Source organism: Paenibacillus amylolyticus (assembly GCF_051136285.1).
Taxonomy (GTDB): domain Bacteria; phylum Bacillota; class Bacilli; order Paenibacillales; family Paenibacillaceae; genus Paenibacillus; species Paenibacillus amylolyticus_F.
The window spans coordinates 1,585,260-1,610,577 of record NZ_CP194938.1 but is presented as its reverse complement, the minus strand read 5'-3'; the positions used below and the strand labels follow the sequence as shown (position 1 = coordinate 1,610,577).

The following is a 25,318-nucleotide window of genomic DNA, read 5'->3' as shown; positions in this document are numbered from 1 at the left end:
TTTTTTTGCGGAACAAAAGTGGGGAAAAGGGTTATGAAGTTTTTTTGTTGTAGTTGGCAGGTATGGTATCATGAGAGTAGGTATGTAAGTGCAAGTCTGACCATATGATACGCGAGGTGCTGGAATGGACAAGTTTATTCTCATAGATGGAAATAGCATTATTTATCGGGCGTTTTTTGCAATGCCTCCCCTGACCAATTCGAAAGGTCTGCATACAAACGCGGTATACGGCTTTACGACGATGCTGCTGCGCTTGCTGGAAGAACACAAGCCTACACATGTGATGGTAGCATTTGATGCGGGCAAGATCACCTTCCGCCACGAAGGGTATCAAGATTATAAAGGCGGTCGTGAGAAAACACCATCGGAGTTGTCCGAGCAATTTCCGTTGCTCAAAGAACTGTTGCAAGGACTCGGGATTGCGCAATTTGAACTGGCTGGTTATGAGGCAGATGATATTATCGGGACGCTGACCAAACGTGCGGATGAAGCGGGCAGACAGGTGCTGGTGGTATCAGGTGATAAAGATATGCTGCAGCTCGCTTCTGACCACGTACATATTGGCTTGACGCGCAAAGGCGTTACGGAGATCGAGCTGTATGATCCTGCTCAGATTAAGGAACGTTACGGTCTGACGCCGTTACAGATTATTGATCTGAAGGGTCTGATGGGGGATGCTTCCGATAATATTCCGGGTATTCCGGGTGTCGGGGAGAAAACTGCGCTGAAGCTGCTGCATCAGTTCGGATCGGTGGAAGAGGTGCTGAACGGCACGGGTGAACTGAAGGGCAAGATGAAGGAAAAGATTGAAGCTCACGCCGAGGATGCGAGAATGAGTAAACAGCTTGCTACCATTCACCGCGAGGTTCCACTGGAGCAGACGTGGGAAGATATGCAGTTTGACGGGTTGAAGGAAGCGAGTGCGGGACCGGCACTCGCCAAGCTGGAGTTTAAGTCTTTGCTGGAGCGTTTGTCCTTTAGCGGAAGCATTGCTTCCGAGCAAGAGGCTGTTCCGGCTGCAAAAGTGGAATCTGCCATTGCAACAGAAGAAAACCTTGGGGAACTGATTAATGTGCTGGTCTCAATTGACGTGCTTCATGTGGAAACCCATGGTGATAACCCGCATCAGGCGAAGCTAATCGGTGTTGCAGTTGGTTCTGGGGAGAAGTATACGTTCATATCTCCGGAATTGTTACAGTCCGATGCGGCGGCTCCTGTACGAGAATGGCTTGCAAGTGCCGACCAGCCGAAGCGCGGCTATGATCTGCATCGCGTGGATTTGGCTTTGCATGCACATGGTATTGAATTCGCCGGTGCAGCATTTGATGTGCAACTGGCTGCCTATTTGCTTGACCCGACCGAGTCGAATCAGACGATTAGCGGGCTGACGTCCAAGTATGGGCTGCCTTCGCTGGTTGAGGACGATACCGTTCTGGGTAAAGGCGCTAAATATAGAGTGCCTGATGCGGATGTTCTGAGCGATTTTTTGTGCCGGAAAGCCGCTGCGCTGGCCGCGATTATCCCGCTTCAGGAACAAGCGCTGGAGAGCGATGAGATGAATTCGCTGTTCCATGAGCTCGAGATGCCATTATCCCGTATTCTTGCTGACATGGAGAAGCAGGGCATCAAGGCGAACACAGAAGACTTGCAAGCGCTTGGTAGTGAGTTTGAAGGACAGATCGGCAAACTGATGGCAGAAATCTACAAGTTGTCCGGTACGGAGTTTAATCTGAATTCACCAAGACAACTCGGCGAGATATTGTTTGACAAGTTGGGCCTGCCTGTCGTGAAGAAAACAAAAACAGGCTACTCCACCGATGCGGAGGTGCTTGAGAAGCTGGCTCCTTACAACGATGTGGTACAGCATATTTTGCAATATCGCCAGCTTGCCAAGCTGCAATCTACGTATGTGGAAGGTTTGCTTAAAGAGATATCGAGTCGGGATGGTAAGGTGCATACCTTCTATCGTCAAACCATTGCAGCGACAGGACGGTTGAGCAGCCAGTTCCCGAACTTGCAAAACATTCCGATCCGTATGGAGGAAGGACGCAAAATTCGGAAGGTCTTTGTACCGTCCGAGCCGGGCTGGTCTATACTCGCAGCCGACTACTCCCAGATTGAGCTGCGTGTACTGGCACACATTTCAGATGATGAGCGGTTGAAAGAAGCTTTTGTGCAAGATATGGATATCCATACGAAAACAGCATCCGATGTATTTGGTGTCAAGCCTGAGGATGTGGACAGTGATATGCGTCGTTCTGCCAAGGCGGTTAACTTCGGAATCGTATACGGGATCAGTGATTATGGCCTTTCTCAAAATTTGCACATTACACGGAAAGAAGCGGCACAGTTCATTGATCAATACTTCGAAGTATTCCAGGGTGTGCGTCGTTATATGGATGATATCGTGAAGGAAGCACGGCAGGACGGTTATGTGAAAACATTGCTGGAACGACGTCGTTATCTTCCCGAAATCAACGCAAGCAATTTCAATCTGCGTTCCTTCGCGGAACGTACGGCGATGAATACACCCATTCAAGGTACTGCGGCTGATATCATTAAGCTGGCGATGGTACAGATGGATGAGGCGCTGCGGGAACGCAATCTTCAGAGCCGTATGCTGCTTCAGGTACACGATGAGCTCGTGTTTGAAGTGCCGGCAGATGAACTGGAACTGATGAAGGAGCTTGTACCTTCAGTCATGGAAAAGGCGCTTTCGCTGTCGGTGCCGCTAAAAGCTGAAGTTAGCTTTGGTGAGAACTGGTATGAAGCAAAATAGATAAGAAAGGGTCCCGCTGAGTGTCATCTTCCGTTATAATATAAGGGAGGTGAGAACATCATGCCGGAACTACCGGAAGTCGAAACAGTCAAAAGAACATTGAATCAACTTATTGTAGGCAAAACCATTGATTATGTTACCGTTAATTTGCCGCGGATTATTCAGCGGCCTGATGATATAGAAGCATTTGCACTGGAACTGGCAGGACATACCGTGATTGGTGTTGAGCGCCGGGGCAAGTTTTTACGTATTTTGCTGGACGGGCTTGTGCTGGTCTCCCATCTGCGGATGGAGGGACGTTACGGGGTGTACCATCAGAATGAAGAGGTAGAGAAACATACTCATGTCATCTTCCACTTCAATGATGGTACGGAATTGCGATACAAGGATGTTCGCCAGTTTGGAACGATGCATCTGTTCAGTGCAGGCGAAGAACTGGTTTCGAAACCGCTCATGAAGCTTGGATTGGAACCGCTGGATGAAGCTTTTACCGTGAATGCGTTCGCTGAAGCAGTGGGGAAACGTACCACCAAAATCAAAGCCGTTTTGCTCAATCAGGCATATGTGGTCGGGATCGGGAATATTTATGTGGACGAGGCACTCTTCCGTGCAGGTATACATCCCGAGACGATAGCCAAGACGCTGACTGAGGCACAGCTGGAGGTGCTGCATGAAGCCATTGTGGCTACGTTGCAGGATGCGGTGAATGCTGGAGGTTCCTCGATCAAGTCATATGTCAATGGACAAGGCGAGATGGGCATGTTCCAGCATCAGCTGAAAATTTATGGCCGTAAAGCGGAGCCGTGCCATACATGTGGCACATTGATTGAAAAAAGTGTCGTTGGCGGACGCGGGACGCATTTTTGCCCGAATTGTCAGCGACTTGATCTCTCTAACCTGAACTGAATTAATGAAATGATGAAATCATAGCACCCTTGGATTCCTCCCTCCATATACTGATATGGCAGAAATAAGCGGGCATATACCCATACTGGCATCATCAGTTGGCACGTACCGCACAGGGGAGGAATACGGGGTGCTGCATCATTTTATTTCATTACTGGCGCTTGCTTTTGCAGTGAGTTTAGATGGTTTCGGAGTTGGAATTACATATGGACTTCGGAGGACCAAGATTCCGCTCTTATCCATTGCTATTATTTCACTTTGTTCGGGATTGGTTATCGCATTGTCTATGCAGGTTGGGGTGTTGTTATCTCATGTCGTGTCGCCAGGTGTGGCTTCGATAGTGGGAGCTGTCATTCTGATTGTGATTGGTGCGTGGTCGCTCTTGCAACTGATTCTAGGGCGGGGTAAAGAACGTGAGGAAGCAGAGAGTGGAGTGTCGCAGGAAAAGCTGGTAGAAGGAAGAAGGACCACAGATCCGAGTCCGACATCTGGAGGCAGGAATCAATTTATGGTCCTGGAAGTGCAACCTTCACCAACGGATGGATCGGTGGAGCGCATGGTATTTACACTTGAACTGCGCAAGCTTGGCGTGGTCATTCAAATTCTGCGTAGTCCGTCCAAAGCGGACATGGATAATTCAGGCAGTATCTCGGCTCAAGAGGCGATGTGGCTGGGGATTGCATTGTCACTCGACGCTTTCGGAGCAGGGCTGGGTGCGGCGTTGCTTGGCTTCCCTACGCTGTGGACGGCATTGGTGATTGCATTGTTCAGCGGAGCCTTTCTGTCCGTTGGTATGAAGGTTGGATTACGGTTTGCAGCACAGCGCTGGATGCAGAAACTTTCGATTCTGCCAGCTCTGATGTTAATGATTATGGGGATATTCAAGTTGTTTTGAGGAGTAATTAAGTGTTATGAGGTGAGACGATGAATATAGGCTTAACGGGCGGAATCGCAACAGGCAAAAGCAGTGTTTCCGCCTATCTGGCCAGTAAGGGAGCGCTGCTCATCGATGCAGATGTTATTGCCCGGGAAGTCATGTTGCCTGGGCATCCCGTTTTGGCTGCTGCTGTTCAGCGGTTTGGACAAGCGATACTGAATGAGGACGGAACGCTGGATCGGAAAAAGTTGGGAAGTATTGTTTTTCACCATCCAGAGGAACGTAAAGCGCTTGAGGCCATCACTCATCCGGCCATACGTAAGGAGATGCGTGACAGGGCAACTGCATATGAATTAAACCATCCGGACAAGCTGGTGGTATCGGATATTCCATTGTTGTACGAGTCGGGCCTTGAGGATGGTTTTGCGGAAATTATGGTTGTGTATGTCCCGAGAGCAGTACAACTGGAACGGCTGATGAGTCGGGATCAGATGAACCGGGCTGATGCGGAAGCGCGCATCGCGGCACAGATGGATATCGAACGCAAAAAAGAGCGGGCAGATATCGTCATTGATAACAGCGGTTCATGGACGCAGACGGAGCAGCAATTGCAATCTTTTTTAACGCATAAGGGCTTGTTATGAAAATATTGCGTAAAAAGCGTGTATTGTTGATTATGTTTGTTTCCTTTGTACTTGTGTTATTTCTAAACAGCAACTGGATGACATGGTTTTACCCAATTGAATATAAGGAAGAAATTCGGGCCCAATCTCAGAGCTATGAGGTTGATCCGTTTCTAATCGCTTCGATTATCAGGGTAGAGACTAATTTCAAGACGAGCAAGGAATCCAAGCGTGGTGCGATCGGACTCATGCAACTCATGCCAGATACGGCAAATTGGATTTTGGAGCAAGCCAAGATTCCTGATACTTCCCTGGAGGAATTGAAACATGAACCAGGGCGAAATATTCAATTGGGAACATGGTATTTACGGAATCTGTCGGATCAGTTCGGCGGCAACGAAATTGTGATGATTGCCGCGTATAATGCAGGACCGGGGAAGGTCAGCAGCTGGTTGAAAAATGGTGTATGGGATGGCACACTTGAAACGGTAAAGGATATTCCTTTTGGTGAAACACGCCACTATGTACAACGGGTTATTTACTATTATAATCAGTATGTGAAGATCTACGATAACTTCTAGAGCGATGGCCGGGAAAGAGATAAGAAAAGCACGGAGCAGACCGGTAGTGTACCGGCCGCCCCATGCTCCTCTGTGTAACGTAATACGATGCAGATAATTATTGGTATTGACCTGCCAATTGCTGTTCTGCAATTGTTACCAGACGCTTCGTGATGTATCCACCGATCGAACCGTTCTCGTAAGAAGTCATGTTACCTTGGTATCCATCTTGTGGAATGCTGATTCCGAGTTCTTGAGCGACTTCATATTTCATTTGCTCCAGAGCTGCGGAAGCTTTAGTTACGACCAAGTTGTTGCTGCTGTTGGTTTGAGCCATTGCTGTTCACCTCCTCGCGGTTGGTAAAAGTATTATGTGTCGCCAATACGATTTTCATTACAAGATATGCTCAGGGAATATATGGTAAAAAGTAAAAGTGGGAAGTGATCTTAGTTGAAATGTCCTTATTGTGGTTATTTAGGTACCAAAGTGTTGGACTCCAGACCAGCCAATGAATCCAAATCCATCCGCCGCCGCCGCGAATGCGAGCAGTGCGCGAGAAGGTTCACAACCTTTGAAATGATTGAAGAAACACCGTTGATCGTCATTAAGAAAGACGGCAGCCGGGAAGAATTCAGTCGTGACAAAATTCTCCGTGGTTTGATTCGTGCCTGTGAGAAACGTCCTGTCTCCGTAGAAACGCTGGAGATGATGGTATCTGAAGTGGAGAAGTCACTGCGTAACACAGCCGAAGCGGAGGTAGAGAGCCGTCAGATTGGTGAATTGTTAATGGAGCAGCTGTTTCCGGTGGATGAGGTGGCGTACGTACGTTTTGCTTCTGTATATCGCCAGTTCAAAGACATCAATATGTTCATGAAAGAGCTGAAATCGCTGCTGTCCAAAGAAGATCTGGAGGAGTAGTATAGTGGGGGAAAAGGAGAAGAGCAATCCGGAGCTGCATCTGGTATGTGCCGTATGTGCCCGTAACATGAATGTTCTTCTCCATAGATTTCGGCGTTGCAAAAGGGTATTGACAGTCCAGAAGGGATTTTATATGATATAGAAGTCGCCTGTAAAAATGGATCTTTTAACAGTGCTGGACAAAATATAACTTCATATCCTGGGGCCTTAGCTCAGCTGGGAGAGCGCATCGCTGGCAGCGATGAGGTCAGGGGTTCGATCCCCCTAGGCTCCACCAAATAACTACGATGAAACGGCAGAGATGCCGTTTTTTTATATGGAAGAGCAGGAAAAAAATAAATTATGTAGAAAATGATAATGCAACTTGTTTGTTGTGTGGAGTTACAAACCATAAGTCAAGAAATTTTGAAAATACGTGTTACACTAAGGAGTATTGATATGATTCATTCATTTTCTGTTGATAAATATAAAAATCTGAATATTGATAAAACAGAATTTAGTCGTGTGAATATCATTATTGGGCCTAACAATGCTGGTAAGAGCAATTTTATTGATGCTATTCATTTTATCTCTAACACGATTTCTAATCGGAAAACCTCAAGTGCAGCTCAGAAATCAGCATTTTTAAATGAGTTACAGAATCGTGGATGGGGGGCTATATACGATCGTAGACAAGATAGACCAGGTGAGATTAAAATGTCTTGGCAAATTAGCGTTGACGAGTCTACAAAACCTTTTGTTTATCGTATGCATTTCTTGATTCCTGAATCTGATCAGCATGCGCCGGATGGATTCCGAATTTCTTTTGAACAGCTCCAACATGCAGAAGCGAAGGCTGGAAAAGCTCTGCCTTATAATTTTGTCACATTTCATGAACAAACTCCAGGTCAAGGCTGGGTATCTGCTCGTGAGCGTGATCTTTCCAACAAAGCTAAAAGAATCAAGATAGAAATTAGTAATCAGGATACTTTTCTTAATCAAATTGAAGAGCTGTTAGCAGACAAGGTGTTCTATAAAGAGTATTATGCTAATTTTAGAAAGCCAGCTGAGCAGGTTCGGCATTTTTTTGGGAATTTTTTTTCATATTCAAGTACAGATTTTGACCTTAGAAAAGTTAAAATGCCTGTCATATTAGGCGGAGCGCGTTTTTTAGATGGTGACGCAAGTAATTTTGTTAATGTTCTTTATCATTTAGAAGAGGAATTTGGCTTCTTGAAAGACTACATGGAGCGAATATATGAGGTTGTTGACCATCTGGAATCAATTGAATTCGAAACTGTGGGTCAATATCTTCAACTCTGGCTGACCATAGACGGAGCGAGGTATCGGCTTTCTGAGATGTCGGATGGTACAATTAAAATAATGATTTTTGCATTATTACTGTGGACGCCTGAGCGATATAAGTTGCTTAGTTTAGACGAGCCAGAATTGAATTTGCATCCAGCTTGGCTTAAGCCATTGTCTACATGGATTAGTCGTGCTGAATCAACAGAGCAATTGTTCGTAAGTACTCATTCATCTGAATTATTAGACGGGTTATCTCCTGCTTTTGAGTCTAGCCGATTGAGTTTGTTTGTTTTTCAACAGAATGTAGATAACAGCTTGAGTAAGGTACTACCAGAACAAATTCAAGATCAGTTGAGTGAAGGTTGGCAGTTGGGAGACCTTTATAGAATTGGTGAACCTCGGCTAGGGGGATGGCCTTGGTGAAAACGGTTCGTTACTTTTGTAATCCAGGCAAAACTGAAATTAGGGGTATGTCCCTTTTTTTAAAACAAATCAATTCAAATGTTGTTTGGCAACGGGACTATCCTGCAAGAGATGCTAGAAAACCAAGAAAACCCCGCCCAAAAAGATCTGACGAAATTGAAGTTAATAATGAACCGCAACGTCAATCAATATCCGGCACCACAGGCAAGCGTTTACGCGAAGATATGCTCGATATTCTTGAGAATTTTCCACATAGTTTCAGTAAAGATACCTGTGATGCGATTTTGCTCATTGATGATGCTGATTGCGAATTTGAGACTGTAGAAACATGGGAGAAGAAAACAACGGAGCTTTCTAAAAAAATTGAGAAGAGATTGGGAAGGGCAGTCCCTTTTTATTATTTATTGGAGTCACCAGAGGTGGAAGCGTGGTTTTTAGCTGATTGGGAGCATTCATTTGGCTCTGAGCCAGTTTTTCGAAAATTACCTGGGTTCCTACACCAAATACGAAAGCATTTGAAAGAAGACTTACTACAAATCCCTGATTGGTGTGAAGTGGAGTGGTTTGGAGGTCCGCGAAGCGGTGACTCCTGTTCACAGAAAATAAGTTCTATAATTCAACATGCATTTGAGTTACATCCCGATGGGGGATTACGGGAACTAGTTGAAAAACATCAAGATTTAATTTTAACACTTGCGAGTATGGGAAGTCCGAGAGATCGGTTAGCTTACTATAAAGATTCTCATGGTGGAGCAATGCTTGGCCGTATTAAACCAGAAGTGGTTGCTCGGAGTTGTCGGTATTTTTTTGAACCGGTATATAGACAACTATCTGGCTTGTAGATTGGCTAACCAATCTCCCTTCTTTGACTGAGATGATTCAGGTGGTGCTGGCATAGCACATCACTGGCAGCAATGAGGTCAAGGGTTCAATCTCCCTTGGCTCCATTCAAAGAGAAACGCCGTAGCGTAAATGTGATGGCGTTTTTCAATGAAATGCTTCGTAGATCAGCAACTTTGAAGTGAGCGAGTATAATACAGCCCAATAGACCGCGTTAATATTATTTACTTAAGTTACAATTGTGGTGTAGCTCTCCACTGGTAGCGATAAGGTCAGGGGTTCGATCCCCCTAGGCTCCATAAGAGTTTAACGAAAAACGGCAGAGATGCCGTTTTTTTGTTGGAATCCATTGTTTCTGATGTCACAGAAGGAAAATTTGTTTCTCTGTGGCTACTAACGAATGTAAGCAATTGACGCATGTGGAATTTCTATTATGATGATATGGGGAGGGTTGTTTTATGCCAAAAAATGATAATATGTTAACCATTCTATGGATGTTGAATTCGGGAGAGAAGTTAACTGCAAAACAAATATCCGAAAAGTTAGAAGTCAATATAAGAACCGTTTATCGGTACATTGATGCACTATGTTCTAGTGGAGTGCCTATCATATCCGACGCAGGTCATCATGGTGGATATAGCCTGTTGCATCATTTTATCAGAGCGCCTCTGCTATTTGATATGGAAGAAAAAAAGACACTGCTGCATGCTGCTGTTTTTGCAAAAGAAGCTGGATATCCATCGAGTGAGACATTAGAGAATGCGACAGCCAAGTTGAAAATGTATTCGAATGAGCAGCAGGAGAGAACACTAAACCAACATGTAGCTGGAATTGAAGTGATAAACCGCATGGTCAGCCCTTCGAGTCAGCTCGTATTAGCGGAATTAGAGCATGCTGTAGAAAAGGAATTATCTGTAGAGATTGATTATCGCACAAGCCATGAAGAGAAGCCAAAGAACAGGAGGATAGATCCTTACGGAATCGTTTATTGGAACAATAAATGGTATACGGTTGCATTTTGCCACCTAAGGAATGAAATACGAAGTTTTCGGGTAGATCGAATTTTACTAATCAAGCGTACTCAACTCATTTTTAAGCGTCCTGAAGCTTTTTCTAGCCGTGATTTTTTTATGAAAAACCTGTTACCAGATCTTGTGGATAAGGAAGGGTTAATTTCTTTAACGATCGAAGGCAGGCCGGAGGCGTTGGATGAACTAAGCATGCATTGGTTTTTCGGCCATCATCTGAAAGAGCGGACATCTAATCAAGCTATCTTTTTATTTGAGGAAAAATCGATTCATAGATCTGTCCCTTATTTTCTCCTATCCTATGGTAAATCCATTCGAATAATCGAGCCCCAGAGTGTGAAAGACAGACTTGTTGCTATTGCATCAGAGTTAATGGAATATTATCAACTTTAATAGCTTCACTGACAGCGGATGTCAGTGAAGCTATTTTATAATGAGATAGTCAGTGATTACCGATGGATTGTAGTCCTGGATAGATAAAAAAAAGGGGAGAAATTCAAAATGAAAAACACAGTATATCTTTATGTTTTTGACAGCATGTCCGATTGGGAAATAGGTTATTTAACAGCCGAGTTGAACTCAGGAAGATACTTTAGAAAGGGGCTAGCTCCAGCACGAATCGTTACTGTTGGGATCGAAAAGACTCCAGTAACTACAATGGGTGGATTGAACATAACACCTGATATTAAAGTAGATGAGTGCAACATTAAAAGCATAGATGCACTCATTTTACCTGGTGGGAATACCTGGACGGAGGCTATACATAAGCCCATATTAAAAATTGCCGAGAGGTGCCTACAGGAGGGGATTGTAGTTGGAGGCATTTGCGGTGCTACCATAGGACTTGCTCAAGCAGGGTTGTTAGATTCCCGCTCGCATACAAGCAATGATCTGGCTTACCTTAAAATGATTTGTCCTTCTTACACAGGCGAGGAATATTACCAATTGGAATCTGCTGTTACGGATGGCAAACTGATCACCGCTTCCGGAGTAGCTCCACTTGAATTTTCTGTTCATGTTTTAAGAGAGCTAGATGTATTTTCTCCAGAAACATTAGAAGCATGGTATCACCTTAATAAAACTCAGGAACCTCAATATTTCTACGAATTAATGAATTCAATTCAATGACAGCTCTACTCAAAGAGAAACGCCACCACTTAAATGTGATGGCGTTTTTTTGATTAGATTGCTTAGTGGTTAAGTCTGCTTACTTGAAGTTAAAGTAAGGACTTTTTCTAAAATGGTCCTTTAGGGGGGGCACTTTAGGTTAGATATTGTTCAGTTCAGTTGGAAGGGTCCGCTTTATCCTGTACGCGCTTTCAATTATTCAGGTATTCGACAAATCTTACAAAGATAGTGGCTACTTCGGCGCGGGTAGCGGTGGCTATAGGAGCAAATAAATTATCCGGATTGCCTAATACAATACCGGTGCCCCGTAGCGCCTTAACGGCCTCTAACGCCCATGAGCTGATCTCACTCTCATCTGTGAAGGGTTTAGATTGGCTTTCAGGTATTTCATAGCCCTTGTACTCCATATAGTTGGTAAGTACCACTAACATCTGCTCACGCGTCATCGGTGAATCCGGGTCAAACTGATCTTCACTTAAACCATTAACTATGCCTTTTTCTGCCGCCCACTCGACTGCCGCCGTGTACCACTGTCCGTCCGTCACGTCCCTAAAGCGGGAATTCGTATATTCAGCATGTTTTACGTTCTCCAGATTGGCCAGTAGCTGCACGAACATTGCACGCGTCATAGCGCTGCCCGGTGCGAATGTCTCAGACGTCGTGCCATTGAAAAGGTTGTACGTGTAGACGGAGTTTACGTAACTGTAGAACCAGTCATCCATGTTGGTATCCCTAAAAGGATTGCCCGATACCACGAGGAAGCCCAGTGAAGTAGCATCATTGAATGCAAGCTCCGTAACCTCACGGATGTTCAGCGACATGCCGTTGTTTAAGTCGATTCTTGCTCCTTCTGGTCCTACTACAACCGTACCGTCGCTCCGTATTTTCGATCCGTCATGGATATGCATTTGATTGCCATTTGGCAAGTTCACGTGCGCTCCTTTGCCGCCTACTGTGATCGTACCGTCGCTCGCGATCGTCGAACCGCCCGGAATGGTCACTGTGCTGTTGCTGTTAGAGAGTGTCACTTGGGCGCTCTTGTCCGCCGGAATGGTCACCTTACCGTATGAGTCTATCGATGTGCCTTCAGGTACCTTGATCTCCGACCCGCCCTTGGTCGTAATCTTGCCGCCGCCTGGGAGGGTGGTGTTTCCATTTTTGTCTGTGATTGCGGGCTTATCCTTCGGAGTATTCACTGTGTAGGTCGATTTCGACATTCCAGTGTCTGTCCCGGTGCCCATGTTGTTGGTGTTGTGTGTATTACCACTGTTGCTTGTATTTCCGGTGTTGCCCGTAGTACCACCAGAATCAGGTACGGTAGGAGTCGTCGTCTTTGTCGGCGTCGCCGTCACACTGATCCCCGCGCTGTCTCCCTTCGCGTTCACCGCAACAATCTTGAAGCTGTAGCTTTCGCCGTTTGTCAGGTTATTGAAGGTATACTTGGTCTCCACCGCATCCAATACGATCGGTGTTACATTGCCATACCACACCTTGTAGCCCAATATCACGCTGCCACCGTTGTCAGTAGGAGCAGTCCAGTTCAATGTGACCCGTCCGTCAGCCACTGTCGCCTTAAATCCGCTGGGCGCACCGGGCACGACCGGTTTTCTCTGCGCGAACATCCAATCCAAGACATCTGTGTAATCGTTGTTCCAAGCCGGCAAGTTAGAGGACTGTGCTGTGGGAGCTATTGTCCAAGTTCCCATAGTTATCTGGTTATAAAGAACCGCCGCTTCAACTTCATGCGCTATATAATCAGCCAGAACAGGTGTGTTGGCAGGATTCGGCCTCAGATTTGGCTGATCAAACTGATTGTAGGGCCACGTAAGAGCCTCATTACTCTGAAAGCGCGAAGCCCTCGCGTTGACCATTTTTGGCATATTGGTATTGATGAAGTTATTAAGGTTAGTCTGGTAGCCTCCAACATTATGAGCATTTAAAAACATCCAATAGGCCAGGTTGTTGTGAGCGTTATTGTCCTTAGCGTTCGGTGAACCGCTTACCGGGGCCATAGGTGCAGCGGCAGCGAAGAAGCCAGGATAGCTGTTAACTAAGTTGTTTGTATACTGACCGCCCCAGGAGAAGCCCGCCGCGTAAACACGATTAGGGTCTACTTCGCCGCTGGCAATCAGGGCATCTATGACCTTCTTAACATTCTCTGTTGAAGGAACAGATACACCGTTATAGGAAATATTCAGTACATGGCTGGCGTATTTTTCGGGATTCACTTCCATTTTTTTCATTAGAGCGACCGAGCCGTTGGCGGATTTCATGGCCGCTTTTTGGTCTGTCGCAGCGTTTGTTCCGCCGCGTGACATGCCATGGGTATACACATACAGCGGCAACCCTTTCATCACGTTACCGTCTTCACCCTTGTGAAGGTAGAGCGAACGATTGACCGAATTGTCCGTGAAAGTAGCGAACTTATCGAGGATAGGATTCACAACTTTTTCCTGTTCAAAAACTACGTTGGAAAGCGGATTCCCTTCTGTCAGTACGATCTCACCCTTTGGGATAACGGTGTAAACCTGCTTTGTCGAGTTACTGCTACCATCCAGCGTTGTGTTGCCGCCGCTCTCTGAATAAAACTCAGATTCAACGACGATGTAACGGCCACTCGCCAGTCCGTCCTGATAATCTGGTGAATTGTTCACCTGCCCCACATAGCCGCGTACCTTCGGTTCGTCATTAGCGTATACCCTTGTGATCTTGCGTGGTCCTTCAAAGGTCACTGCTTCACCGTTCAGGGTCGTATTCCTAGCCGATAAGGTAAACAAGTCCGGATTAAGCGCGGAGCCTAACGCCGCCTTCCCTTCGCCTAAATTAATGATAACAGCCGTAGTGTACTCGCCACTGGCGAAGTTGTCATTCCATACGATAAAGGGAAGTATGCCTGCGTCTGGATCATTTTTGAATGTCACATGAATGGTATGATTAGCCTCAATATTCGAAAAGGTATAAGTGCCAGCAGATGGTGGCACGGTCTCGCCATCTACCGTTACAGTATCCACAACTTTACCGGAATCGGGGGTAAACGTAATTTCTTTGTTAGAGCCCCGATCTACTCTCAGCACATCGCCGGGTGGGTTCGACATGATTGAGCCGCCCGGTCCGGTAGTGGCGGTAATTGATAATCTAGTGTCCACTTCATTGGCCGAGATGAGCTGCAGGCTGTCTGTAAATGAATCAGAGCTGGTATAAGCTGCGTCTGGAATTCCAAAAGAGGAAACGACTTCATAGCGGTCAGCACCGTTTTCTGTCGAGTTATTGATATAAACCTCAAAGGTAAGCATTCCCTCCTGTAAGGTCAAATTTCTTTTGGGTATTCTCATTTCCACAATGTATCCTGTTTCTGTAATCTGGGTCCATGCAGCCCTGCCAGGAGCGGCCTGCCCTGAAAACACACCCGTCGAGCTGACGCGCCATTGGTTTGAGCCTCCGGTTCCGGTACCCACATAAAACTCCAGGCTGTCGTACCGGTGATCACCCCCAGCTCCCTGATATAGATTACTGTCATTCACAACTACGCGGGCATACAGGTAGTCATGATCCCAAAGGATTCTGGCTGTACCCGTGGCATGGGGTCTGGGGTCGGTGGGTACCGTGCTTTTGTTGATGTGATGCTCCATGGTTTGGCTCCAGAGGGGGTCGTTTGACCCGAGTTCGGGAGTTCCAAAAATGGCAGTCGATGTTTCATTCGCTTCTGCTGAGCTCTCGATGTTGTCATTGTCGGCAGCATAGCTCGTAGGCATTAGTGAGGCCACCATTACCAAGCAACAAAGGAACGCGAGCATTTTTCTAAATCGTTTTGGCATAGATGCAATCCTCCTTATTTTTTGATCCGGTGCGCTCATGGTTTATTCGCATCCGTATTTGGGAGCGTTATCAAGTTGGCAAGCGCCCAACTATATATATTATGTTTATCTGGGGTTGAATCCTTTAATTTCAATGTAGAGTATATTTTGGAATAAAAACGAGTGCTTCGAAGTATAGGGACAACGCTTCAGTCCACATCAAATTTCAAATTGCAATAAAAAAGTCCACGTTATTAACATGATAGTACATTGAATTGAAATCGTAGAGAACGTAATATGAGAATAAATGTAAGCGTATTCATTTTTAAAGTAGTCTTCTAGCTCCTTGAGTGAGGTGGGCTTGTTTTAAAGATAAGCTAAGGTTTGTATGCTTCTGAATATTAAATGAGGGGAAGAATGCTATGCGAAAGCGAATGACAAACATAACTTTGGTTTTACTTTTGACCTTCAGCAGCTGTTTTAGTTTGGGTATGCCGTTTAACAATCAAGCTTCAGCGGACACATTAACACCAACGATGTTGGCGCATTATCCATTACTTGAAGATGTATTGGATACATCAGGTAATGGCAAGCATGGGGCGGCTGTAGGCAACATTACGTATGACGATGGTCTTACTCTACCGGGAGGGACCGATAGTAATACGAACTATGTACAACTTCCTACCGGTTTGTTTGATCATCAAGAAAACACAACGATCTCTGTATGGATGAAGAGTAACACTGGACGCGGGAACTACGCAGCATTATTCTATGGTACGCCAGCAGCTGAAAATAAATTACCAACGAATTACTGGCTGTTTAATCCATCGAATCCAAGTGGTGATTTTAAGTCCGTATTTACAGATCGCAATAATGTTGATCAGCCTTGGACGACTGAGGTAGGCATATTAGGCACTTCTACGTCACAATATGAAGGTCAATGGGTTCACTATACAACGGTTATTACAGAACGCTCTATTACAGGTTACATTAACGGAGTAAGTATAGGCACCGTCGCCAAAGAGAAAACAACAGCAAGCTTTGGTACGGATTTGCAAGCTTATATCGGTCGCTCCAATTATTTAGCGGATGCTACTTTTGCCGGTAGCTTTCAAGATTTAAGAATTTACGGAGAGGCACTAAGTGGTGAAGATATCGCTGGAGTATTTCAACAATCGCTCGATGAAAAGCAAGTACAACAAAGTAAAAAAGAGCTATCGTTAGGTGACATATCTTCCGTTACAGAATCTCTTGAACTTCCTTCTACCAATAAATATGGCGCATGGATATCATGGACTTCCAGTGATGAAAGTACGATTAGTTCAACGGGAGAAGTGTTTTTACGAGAAATGGAGCAACAAGTGACGTTAACTGCAATCATTTCTTTAGGTGGGAGCCAAGCAACGAAGGAGTTTATCGTTACCTTATTGCCTAAGGATGACTCTATTGAGCAGATTGCCGTTAAAGGTGTTTCGCTTAATGAATCTACGCTTCGTTTATCAGTGGGAGACAGTGAGACATTAGTGGCTACGATTTCACCTTCTAATGCAACCAATAAAAGAGTTACCTGGACATCTAGTGACTCGGGTGTAGCGACTGTCAATTCAGCGGGTAACGTTACAGCGGTTAGGGAAGGTACAGCAACCATTACGCTACAAACGGAGGATGGAAATTATGTGGCTCTAACAGCTATTACCGTTCAAGAAAAGTTGCTAAAAGATGATCTGCTTCTTCATTACAACATGAAAACGACGGCAGAAGTAAACGGTGAACTCGTACTGAAGGATGTTGCCAACAAGAAAGTCACATTTGATGGAATATTTAAAAATCCAAACCATGGACAATTCATTTCAAATCGTGAAGTTGGCTTTATTTCCTTCAATGGTGGAAGCTCTACATCGAATAGTGGATATGTGGAGATTCCTAAGGGCTCCAATGGACTGGATCTATTACAAGGTCTGAATGAGATTACCGTATCTTCCATCGTGAACTGGACGAATGATGGTACGAATCGCTGGATTTTCGGTTTGGGTACGGTGTTAACACCGGAAACGAACAAATATTTTTTCGTAACCCCACGTCACGGTAGTGGATCAGGTAATATGATTGCAACAGGTATATCTAAAAATGGCTGGCCGAACGAAGCATTAGTTACAGGTGGCGCAAACTCCAACCTGATCGGTGGACAGTGGAAGCATGTAACAGTTTCCTTCTCCGAAGCTAGCAACAGGATGACATTATTCGTGGATGGAGCTAAGGTTGCCTCTGCTAATACGAAGGGACTAAAGCTGTCAGACATCATTAATCCGGATTCTACATTCTCTGGTTTTATCGGTAAATCAATCTTCTCGAACGATCCGTATCTTCAAGGTAGCGTGGCTGATTTCAGAGTATATGACCGTGCGTTGACGGAGCAAGAAATGGGCGAGTTATATCAACAAGAAGCAGTAACTCACATCTCCCAAATACGTCAGCTCACTGTTGATGATGCAGCGAATCAACTGAGTATAGATCGTTACTTAGACGAAGCAGATCAGAGCGCAGATAAGATAACGAAAAACCTTACCTTGCCGACAATCGGTAAAAACGGCGTAACCATCACTTGGAGTTCCAATAAGCCTACAGTCATCTCTAACGGTGGCACTGTGCTACGTCCAAATGCTCAAGCCAGTGATGTTCAAGCAGAGCTTACGGCTACTTTAACGTATCAAGGAGTATCTAAAGCGGCTGTATTTCCTGTTACGATCTTGAAGCAATTTGATGATCAGCAGAAGGTTGATCTGGATGCTGAACAATTAGAGATCTACAATGCAGACAACGTTAAAGGCAATTTACGTCTTGTGACTACGGGGGAACAAGGCTCCACTATTACGTGGACGTCTAGCAAATCTACTGTTGTTAAAGGAACAGACGAAGCGGCTGGAAACGCTACGCAGCTGGGCTGGGTAAGCCGTCAAGCTACGGATATACCCGTTAGGTTAACAGCTACAATTACGAATGGATCAGCTTCTAAAGAGCGTACGTTTGACCTTACCGTTAAAAAAGCAGCTGCGCCAGTTCAGCTTGATGCGTACTTCTTTGCGTACTTTACAGGTGAATATGAGGGTGGGGAAGAGATAGCCTTCGCTACAGCTGAAGACCCATTGTTCTGGAAAGCACTGAATAATGGGAAGTCGATCCTTCAATCGAATATGGGTGAAAAGGGACTTCGCGATCCATTTATTATTCGTTCAGCAGAAGGTGATAAATTCTATATGTTGGCTACCGATTTGAAAATGGGCGAAAGTACAAATTTCGACCAGGCTCAAATTACGGGTAGTCATTACATGATGATTTGGGAGTCGGAGGATCTCGTTAACTGGAGCGAGCAGCGCATGATCAAAGTTGCTCCCAGGACGGGAGGAAATACGTGGGCACCAGAAGCGATCTATGATCCGGTAACTGGTGAGTATATCGTATTTTGGGCATCATCGATGAAAAACAAAGAGACATACGGTGATTATAACGGAAGACCAGCAGGGCAGTACAATGTGATGTACTACGCAACAACACGAGATTTCTACAACTTTTCAGAGCCAAAGGTCATGATTGATGAGTCACTTCCGACCATTGATACAACGTTTATTGAGCACAATGATATGTTGTACCGATTCACCAAATCAGAAGTGAATACGAAAGTGTATGTAGAGAAAGCACCCAATTTCTATTATGACAAGGATGGGATTGCAGCAAATGGGCTTCAATACGACGCTGTTCCTGGAACACGTGATAATAAACTTGGCTTGATCGGAAAAAATGGAAATAACGAAGGACAAACGATTTTCAAAGATATTACTAAAGACAAATGGTATCTATTCCTTGATTCATGGCCATATCATGTACGATATACAACGGATCTGGATAGTAGCACGCAATATATGAACAATGTGTTAAGTAGTGATCAATATGCACTTCCGCCAGGACCAAGGCACGGAACGGTCATTCCAATCTCACGTGCGGAGTATAATGCTTTGCAAGAGAAGTATGCATGGAAAGGTCCTACACCATCAACAGACCCGGTTGTACATTACTCTTTTGATGCAGATACAGTGAATGGTACCACGTTAAACGACATTTCGGGTAATGGGCATCACGCAATACTCGTAGGTGGAGCAACGATTAATGCAGAGGATCGTATCGGTAAAACGGGTGCTTCGCTAGAGCTTAATGGGTCAACAGGATATGTGAAGCTGCCGGATAACTTGATTCAATCTTTGAATCTTCAGAAGGCTACATTCTCTACATGGGTTCAAATGGATAGAAATCAGGCAAATCAGAGAATATTTGATTTTGCTTCCGAAACAGGTAGACAGGTAAACCGCAATACCATGTATCTGAGTACACAAGGGGATTCAGGTAGTTTAGAGTTCGCTGTTGTAACACCTTTTACAGAGAAATTTGGCAATGACAGCACGAAACTAGGGTCGGATTATAAATATGCAGTGAGAAAAGCTGGACTATTACCAACGAAAACTTGGCAACATGTTGCCATTACTATGGATGAATTTGAGGCAGTATTGTATGTGAATGGTCAAGAGGTTAAACGTAGCTCGGCATTTAACGTTGAGCCGAGAATGTTACTGGAAACAACGATGAATTATATTGGTAAATCGAGAAATAGCTCTGATCAGCTATTTGATGGTAAATTGGATGATTTCCGCATTTATAATCGTGCTTTATCCAGTCAAGAGATTGCAACATTAGCGGATGAAGACATTATGCCTCCAGTAGAGCAGCCATCAAAGGCTGAGCTCATTCTGCACTACGACATGAATGATATCGATCGTGCGACTGCGACGGTTAGTGACCAAACCGGAAATTTCAACGGGAAATGGATGAATCCGTCTAAAGCAGAATGGATTCGTACAGAAGATGCTGGTGTGCTGAGCTTTAACGGGGGCAGGGTGGACTCCTATGTGGAGCTACCATCAGGAATTCTCGATGGATTAACGGATATCACCGTTTCATCTATTGTGAACTGGAACGGCAAAAACGCTGCGGAGTGGTTGTATGCACTAGGAAGACCAAATAATAACACGCACTATACGTATTTCACACCACGTTATAACGCTAACGGTCTAGCCCGTTTAGGCATCGCAACGAATGCCTGGAACAATGAGGCTTCAACGTTTACCACAGGCTTGAAAAATAATGAGTGGAAAGTAGTTACGACTGTAGTTTCAGGCACAGAGGGGACATTAACGCTTTATATTGATGGTGTTGCTGTTGCAGTAGGATCAACCAATGGAATGACACTAGAACAAATAAAAAATATCTCAGGCAGTAGTGGATACATCGGGAAGTCATTTTATCCGGCTGATCCATACTTCGGTGGGTTGATTGCAGACTTCCAAATCTATGATGGTGCTATGACGGCTTCAGATATTACAACACTTAAGGCTCGTGCTGATCAGAAGATTGCTTCAATGAAGGGCATGCTTGTATCGGCTGCGACAGAGAAATTAACGATGGATGATCTCCTTGCTTCAAATACATCCAAAGATGCAATTACAAGCAATGTAACCTTGCCAACATCAGGTGCCTATGGCACAACAGTAAGCTGGACTTCAGATAAGGGCAATGTAATCTCAACTACAGGTGTCGTAACTAGACCCGCTAACGCAACTGGCGATCAAGTTGTAACGTTAACAGCGGTATTTACAGATGGTTCAGAAACAACTAACAAAACCTTTACGTTGATAGTTAAGGCATTGCCGAGCGATAGCACTGCTGTAGATGAAGCAAAAACAGCACTAGTTGTTCATAACATTCATGATGTAAGAGCTCATCTCTCATTACCGACATCTGGACGATATGGAACAACGATTACTTGGGCTTCTGTTCAACCAAGCATTGTTTCAGTGACTGGTGAAGTACAACGTCCGGCGCATGGTAGTGGAAATGTAGACGTGAAGCTTACAGCTACGATTACATTAAATTCAGCATCCACTACGAAGGAATTTATCGCGAAGGTGAAGGAACGGCCTGCTGATGAAAAATATGCAGGATACTTCTTCACATATTTCACTGGCGAAGGTACTTCAACAGGGGAGCAAGTTTATTTTGCACTAAGTAACGGTAATGATCCGTTGAACTGGCGAGAATTGAATGATGGTAAACCTGTATTGACCTCGACCTTAGGGGAGAAGGGGGTACGTGATCCATTTATTATTCGTTCGCCTGAAGGTGACAAGTTTTACATGATCGCTACCGATCTGAAAATTAACGGCAATGGTGACTGGGGCAAAGCACAGACATGGGGCAGCCGTTCCATTATGGTTTGGGAATCGAATGATCTGGTCAACTGGACAGATCAACGCATGGTAGAGGTTGCGCCGGAAGAAGCGGGTAATACCTGGGCACCGGAAATAATGTACGACAAGACTACAGGTGAATATATCGTATTTTGGGCATCACGAATGTTTGATGATGCATCCCATACAGGCAACGCCTATCAAAAAATGATGTATAGCAAGACAAGAGATTTTTATGCGTTTACTGAACCGAAAGTATATTTGGATTATGGATATTCTATCATTGACACCACGATGATTGAGCATGATGGAAAAGTATATCGTTTTACGAAGGATGAGCAAGACAACGGAGCTGCTACTCCATTTGGCAAGATGGTTTTCCAAGAGCTGGGTGGCTCGATCCTGGACCCAACCTTCAAGATGATTAATCAAGGTGTAGGTAACATGAAATGGGTTGAGGGTCCAACTATCTTCAAATCGAATACAGAAGAAAAGTGGTATTTATTCGTAGATGAGTTTGGTGGAAGAGGTTATATTCCATTGGAGACAACCAACCTTGCATCAGGTGTGTGGACAGTATCTTCTAACTCCAATTTACCAGCTAGTCCGCGTCACGGAACGGTCATTCCCATTACACAAAGTGAGTATGATGCACTCAGCGGGAAGAAGGTACCCGTTAGCGGAGTTAGCTTGGACAAAACAACATTGACCATCGCAGAAGGTCAATCAGGGCAATTGACAGCTACGATCGCACCGGCAAATGCAACGAAAAAAGCAGTAACCTGGAGCTCAAGTAATCCAGCTGTAGCTACTGTAAGTGCGACAGGTCGAGTAACAGCGGTTGCACCAGGAACAGCAAGCATTACAGTCACTACAGTAGATGGTAATTTATCATTCAGTGCTATGGTAACAGTGACACCGCAAGCACCAAACAGTGGTAACGGAAATGGTGGCGGTGGCGGTAACATCCCTACACCTACAGTACCACCAGCTAGAGGTGGAAGTGAGCCAGTGGTAATGGACAACGGCCAAATCAATATTAAGCCAGTTGTCAATGAGAGCGGTACTTCTGACGTGAAGTTAAGTGCAGATACGGTGAAGCGTGCGCTTGATCAAACGACGGGCGGTAAGCTACAGGTGCGAGTTGAAGGCAATCCAAGCATGAACGGGCTAACAATTGACCTAGCCGTAGATCCGCGTTTAACAAGTGGAACGTCTACAATAAATAGCATTGAGATCAACACAGGCTCAGCGGTCGTAACCGTGGCAACCGAACGGCTTGGAACAGGAACAAGCGCAGGGAAAACGTTAGGATTGTCTATCAAGAAAATAGCAGCTGACCAACTGCCAGCTAGTGCACAAGCTCGGCTAAACGATGAGACCGTATACGATATCAAGCTAACGCTTGATGGTAAGGAGTTTGCGGAGTTGGATGGCCGAGATGATCTCGTGATTGCACTGCCATACACACTAAAGGCTGCGGAAAATCCAAACAATGTCATCGTATACGATGTGAAGGACAACGGAGAGCTAAGAGTCGTGACGAATGGTAAATATAATGCAGCGACAGGTAAAGTAGAGTTCAAGCCAACGGGTCTAAGCAAGTTTACGATAGCATATGTTGCAACGAGCTTTCAGGATGTGACCCAAGGCTGGGCGACGGATGCGATCTCGGCATTGGGAGCAAGAGGTATTGTGAAGGGTGTAGGTGACGGAGATTTTAATCCGAAGGGTCAAGTGACAAGAGCAGAATTCATCACTATGCTGATGAATATGTTGGAGTTATCGGATGAGAGCGCAACGACAAGTTTTAGTGATGTGAAGCAAGGAGAATGGTACCATGGAAATATCGCAACCGCGCAGAAGCTTGGGATTGTGAACGGGAAACCAAATGGAAGATTTGGAGTTCATGAGAACGTTACACGAGAAGATATGGCCGTTATGGTATACAAGGCGATCCACATGAAGCAGCTAGCGTTGGTAAGTGGTGAAGCTATAGCCTTCAAGGATGAAGCAAACATCGCAAACTATGCGAAGCAAGCGGTAGAGGCAATCCAGGGAGCAGGCCTCATAAACGGTGTAGGTAACGATGAGTTTGCACCGAAGAAAAATGCTAACCGTGCAGAAGCAGCAGTGATGATCTATAATTTATTGAGTTTGATGTAGACACGTTAAGTATAGAGAAAGGAGCTGTCCCAAAAGGGTACCGACGGATAAGCCAGTCCCAAACGTTGAACGGAAAAGCCTTCAAAACCACCGCTAAAGTGGGTTTGAAGGCTTCTCTCTTGCTTGAACTCCTGTCTAAAGTGGGGGCTGAAAAATCATAACATGACTTTTGGGACAGCCCCTTTTTATTTGGAACACTGGGGAACTTAGCGTACAAGAACGAGTTTTCGTTGCCTATACAGAGGTACGCGCTTTTTGTCTTGTTTCAATTAATTTGAACACGGCATCCACATCGAGTGAGAACATAATACTCTCGCTAGTTACATCTCCTCCATAGCCCGGATGGCACTGTCCCGATCAGTCCGATCATCGGCGAACGGAATCGTCAGCGTACGCTCGTCCGAACTTAACACGATATCGACGCCCCTTGGTTTGTCGATTTAGATAATTTCACACTGGATTTAGTGAGATTCCGACAGTTGACCGTTAAAGTAATGGATGATATCTCCCTCGTCTTCTCTCCAATCAATCCAGATTAACGACTCGTACTCGAAAAACTGTTTCATGACGTCATCAGACGAATGTTGCAAGACATGGATAATCGGCTGAAGCGTACTCATTGTCATCCCATCCCTTATATAAAGTTGATATATACTCTATATTATCTTATAGGATGGTTAGTTCTGAATAGGGCAACGGACACACTGCCTTTCGGAAATGGAACTATTCTCATCATTCAATTCGATGTTCAACCTTTAGCCTGATATCGTTTGGATTCTTCCTTGCAGATTGTCGGTATAGGCCAGTTCACCATCTGTAGTGATGACGGCAGCCTCGATATGTTTCATTTGATTCACTTTATGAATAAGGGAGACCGCGTCTAACCCGAATAATTCTGTTGTATAGATATCACAGTCCAGGGATCTATCCGCAATAATCGTTAACGAAGCGATGTTATTTTCGATGGGATATCCTGTTTTGCTGCTGAATATATGATGGTACTGCTGGCCTTGCTTTTCTAAAACACGCTCGTATATGCCAGAGGTAACAACGGATTGCTCCCTGATGCTAACGAGTGCGGCTGGATTGCCTCTGGGCAAAAAGGGATTCTGTATACCAACGTTCCAGTGACTGAAACCGGACGGGGATTCACCATGAACAAGAACATTTCCGCCCATATCAACCATAGCTGAGTCAACTCCATTTCCTTCGAAAAAAGCCATTACTTGATCGGCGAAATAACCTTTGGCGATAGCTCCAAGGTCAATCTCCATGCCTTTTCTTAGTAAATGCACGGTTTGCTGCTCATCATCGAGCTGTATATATTCGGGGTTCAAGAGCTCCAGAACCTTCTTAATCTCTGTATCTTCTGGTACTTGTGCCTCGCGGAACCCAATTCTCCACAATTTAATCAAAGGGCCTATCGCAATATTTAAAAAAGAATCTTCGTTCATACTGTGTTCTTTGCCAATTTTGATGAGATCATACAGTTCGCTGTCTACTTTGAGCGGGTGAGATGCAGCTTCTTTTTTCAACCTGGCAAGCTGTGAGTGATCACTATTGGCACTGAAGACTTTCTCATAATGAAACAACCTGTTTTCTGCTTCCCGAGCAAGTTCTTCAGCATCTGTCCCCTTGATATAGAGGGATATTTGAGTTCCCATGAGAGGGAATGTTTTCGTAAAAGTGTTCATG

The 25,318-nt window shown here is 44.9% G+C and carries 15 protein-coding genes and 1 tRNA gene; 12 read left to right on the top strand and 4 right to left on the bottom strand.

Going from position 1 to position 25,318, the window contains the following annotated elements:
• The first annotated feature begins 124 nt into the window (after positions 1-124).
• The 5 genes from polA (at position 125) to ACR8BL_RS07060 (ending at position 5,766) form a co-directional block, all read left to right on the top strand.
• Positions 125-2,779, top strand: coding sequence for a DNA polymerase I (gene polA / locus ACR8BL_RS07080; protein ID WP_434751946.1), 2,655 nt, complete (start codon positions 125-127; stop codon positions 2,777-2,779).
• 60 nt (positions 2,780-2,839) lie between these two features.
• Positions 2,840-3,685 carry a DNA-formamidopyrimidine glycosylase gene (gene mutM, locus ACR8BL_RS07075; protein ID WP_434751945.1) on the top strand — a complete coding sequence of 282 codons (846 nt, stop codon included), beginning with the start codon at positions 2,840-2,842 and terminating at the stop codon, positions 3,683-3,685.
• A gap of 130 nt (positions 3,686-3,815) precedes the next feature.
• Positions 3,816-4,580 carry an MntP/YtaF family protein gene (locus tag ACR8BL_RS07070; protein ID WP_434753042.1) on the top strand — a complete coding sequence of 255 codons (765 nt, stop codon included), beginning with the start codon at positions 3,816-3,818 and terminating at the stop codon, positions 4,578-4,580.
• Positions 4,581-4,609: 29 nt separating this feature from the next.
• Positions 4,610-5,206 carry a dephospho-CoA kinase gene (coaE, locus tag ACR8BL_RS07065; protein ID WP_434751944.1) on the top strand — a complete coding sequence of 199 codons (597 nt, stop codon included), beginning with the start codon at positions 4,610-4,612 and terminating at the stop codon, positions 5,204-5,206.
• Complete coding sequence (locus ACR8BL_RS07060) at positions 5,203-5,766, top strand: lytic transglycosylase domain-containing protein (RefSeq protein WP_434751943.1); 564 nt, start codon at positions 5,203-5,205, stop codon at positions 5,764-5,766. The genes coaE and ACR8BL_RS07060 overlap by 4 nt, the downstream gene beginning before the upstream one ends.
• A 97-nt stretch (positions 5,767-5,863) precedes the next feature.
• Here ACR8BL_RS07060 and ACR8BL_RS07055 read toward each other — a convergent pair whose 3' ends face one another.
• A complete protein-coding gene (locus ACR8BL_RS07055; RefSeq protein ID WP_110893586.1) occupies positions 5,864-6,082 on the bottom strand; it encodes an alpha/beta-type small acid-soluble spore protein in 219 nt (72 codons plus the stop codon).
• 114 nt (positions 6,083-6,196) lie between these two features.
• On the opposite strand from ACR8BL_RS07055, the gene nrdR reads away from it, so the two are divergent.
• The 6 genes from nrdR to ACR8BL_RS07025 all read left to right on the top strand — a co-directional run bounded on the left by nrdR (position 6,197) and on the right by ACR8BL_RS07025 (position 11,370).
• Positions 6,197-6,664 carry a transcriptional regulator NrdR gene (nrdR, locus tag ACR8BL_RS07050; protein WP_434751942.1) on the top strand — a complete coding sequence of 156 codons (468 nt, stop codon included), beginning with the start codon at positions 6,197-6,199 and terminating at the stop codon, positions 6,662-6,664.
• Positions 6,665-6,865: 201 nt separating this feature from the next.
• Positions 6,866-6,941 (top strand) — tRNA-Ala (locus ACR8BL_RS07045).
• Positions 6,942-7,102: 161 nt separating this feature from the next.
• The gene (locus ACR8BL_RS07040) at positions 7,103-8,374 is read left to right on the top strand and encodes an AAA family ATPase (RefSeq protein ID WP_434751941.1); all 1,272 of its coding nucleotides are present in this window, start codon (positions 7,103-7,105) and stop codon (positions 8,372-8,374) included.
• Positions 8,371-9,216 carry a hypothetical protein gene (locus ACR8BL_RS07035; RefSeq protein ID WP_434751940.1) on the top strand — a complete coding sequence of 282 codons (846 nt, stop codon included), beginning with the start codon at positions 8,371-8,373 and terminating at the stop codon, positions 9,214-9,216. The genes ACR8BL_RS07040 and ACR8BL_RS07035 overlap by 4 nt, the downstream gene beginning before the upstream one ends.
• A gap of 456 nt (positions 9,217-9,672) precedes the next feature.
• Positions 9,673-10,635 carry a helix-turn-helix transcriptional regulator gene (locus ACR8BL_RS07030; protein WP_434751939.1) on the top strand — a complete coding sequence of 321 codons (963 nt, stop codon included), beginning with the start codon at positions 9,673-9,675 and terminating at the stop codon, positions 10,633-10,635.
• A 108-nt stretch (positions 10,636-10,743) separates the two neighbouring features.
• Entirely contained in the window at positions 10,744-11,370 is a 627-nt protein-coding gene (locus ACR8BL_RS07025; protein ID WP_434751938.1) for a type 1 glutamine amidotransferase family protein, read from the top strand.
• Between the two features lie 191 nt (positions 11,371-11,561).
• On the opposite strand, the gene ACR8BL_RS07020 is transcribed toward ACR8BL_RS07025, so the two are convergent.
• Positions 11,562-15,185: an S-layer homology domain-containing protein gene (locus tag ACR8BL_RS07020; RefSeq protein ID WP_434751937.1), complete on the bottom strand. Its 3,624-nt coding sequence runs from the start codon at positions 15,183-15,185 to the stop codon at positions 11,562-11,564.
• 401 nt (positions 15,186-15,586) lie between these two features.
• Between ACR8BL_RS07020 and ACR8BL_RS07015 the strand changes: the two genes are divergently transcribed.
• Positions 15,587-23,623 (top strand): immunoglobulin-like domain-containing protein, encoded by an 8,037-nt coding sequence (locus tag ACR8BL_RS07015; RefSeq protein ID WP_434751936.1) that lies wholly within the window; start codon positions 15,587-15,589, stop codon positions 23,621-23,623.
• A gap of 461 nt (positions 23,624-24,084) precedes the next feature.
• Here the strand turns inward: ACR8BL_RS07015 and ACR8BL_RS07010 are convergent, their stop codons facing one another.
• Both ACR8BL_RS07010 and ACR8BL_RS07005 read right to left on the bottom strand, forming a co-directional pair.
• Positions 24,085-24,243, bottom strand: coding sequence for a hypothetical protein (locus ACR8BL_RS07010; protein ID WP_434751935.1), 159 nt, complete (start codon positions 24,241-24,243; stop codon positions 24,085-24,087).
• A 135-nt stretch (positions 24,244-24,378) separates the two neighbouring features.
• Positions 24,379-25,317: an FAD:protein FMN transferase gene (locus tag ACR8BL_RS07005; RefSeq protein WP_434751934.1), complete on the bottom strand. Its 939-nt coding sequence runs from the start codon at positions 25,315-25,317 to the stop codon at positions 24,379-24,381.
• Between the last annotated feature and the right edge of the window lies 1 nt (position 25,318).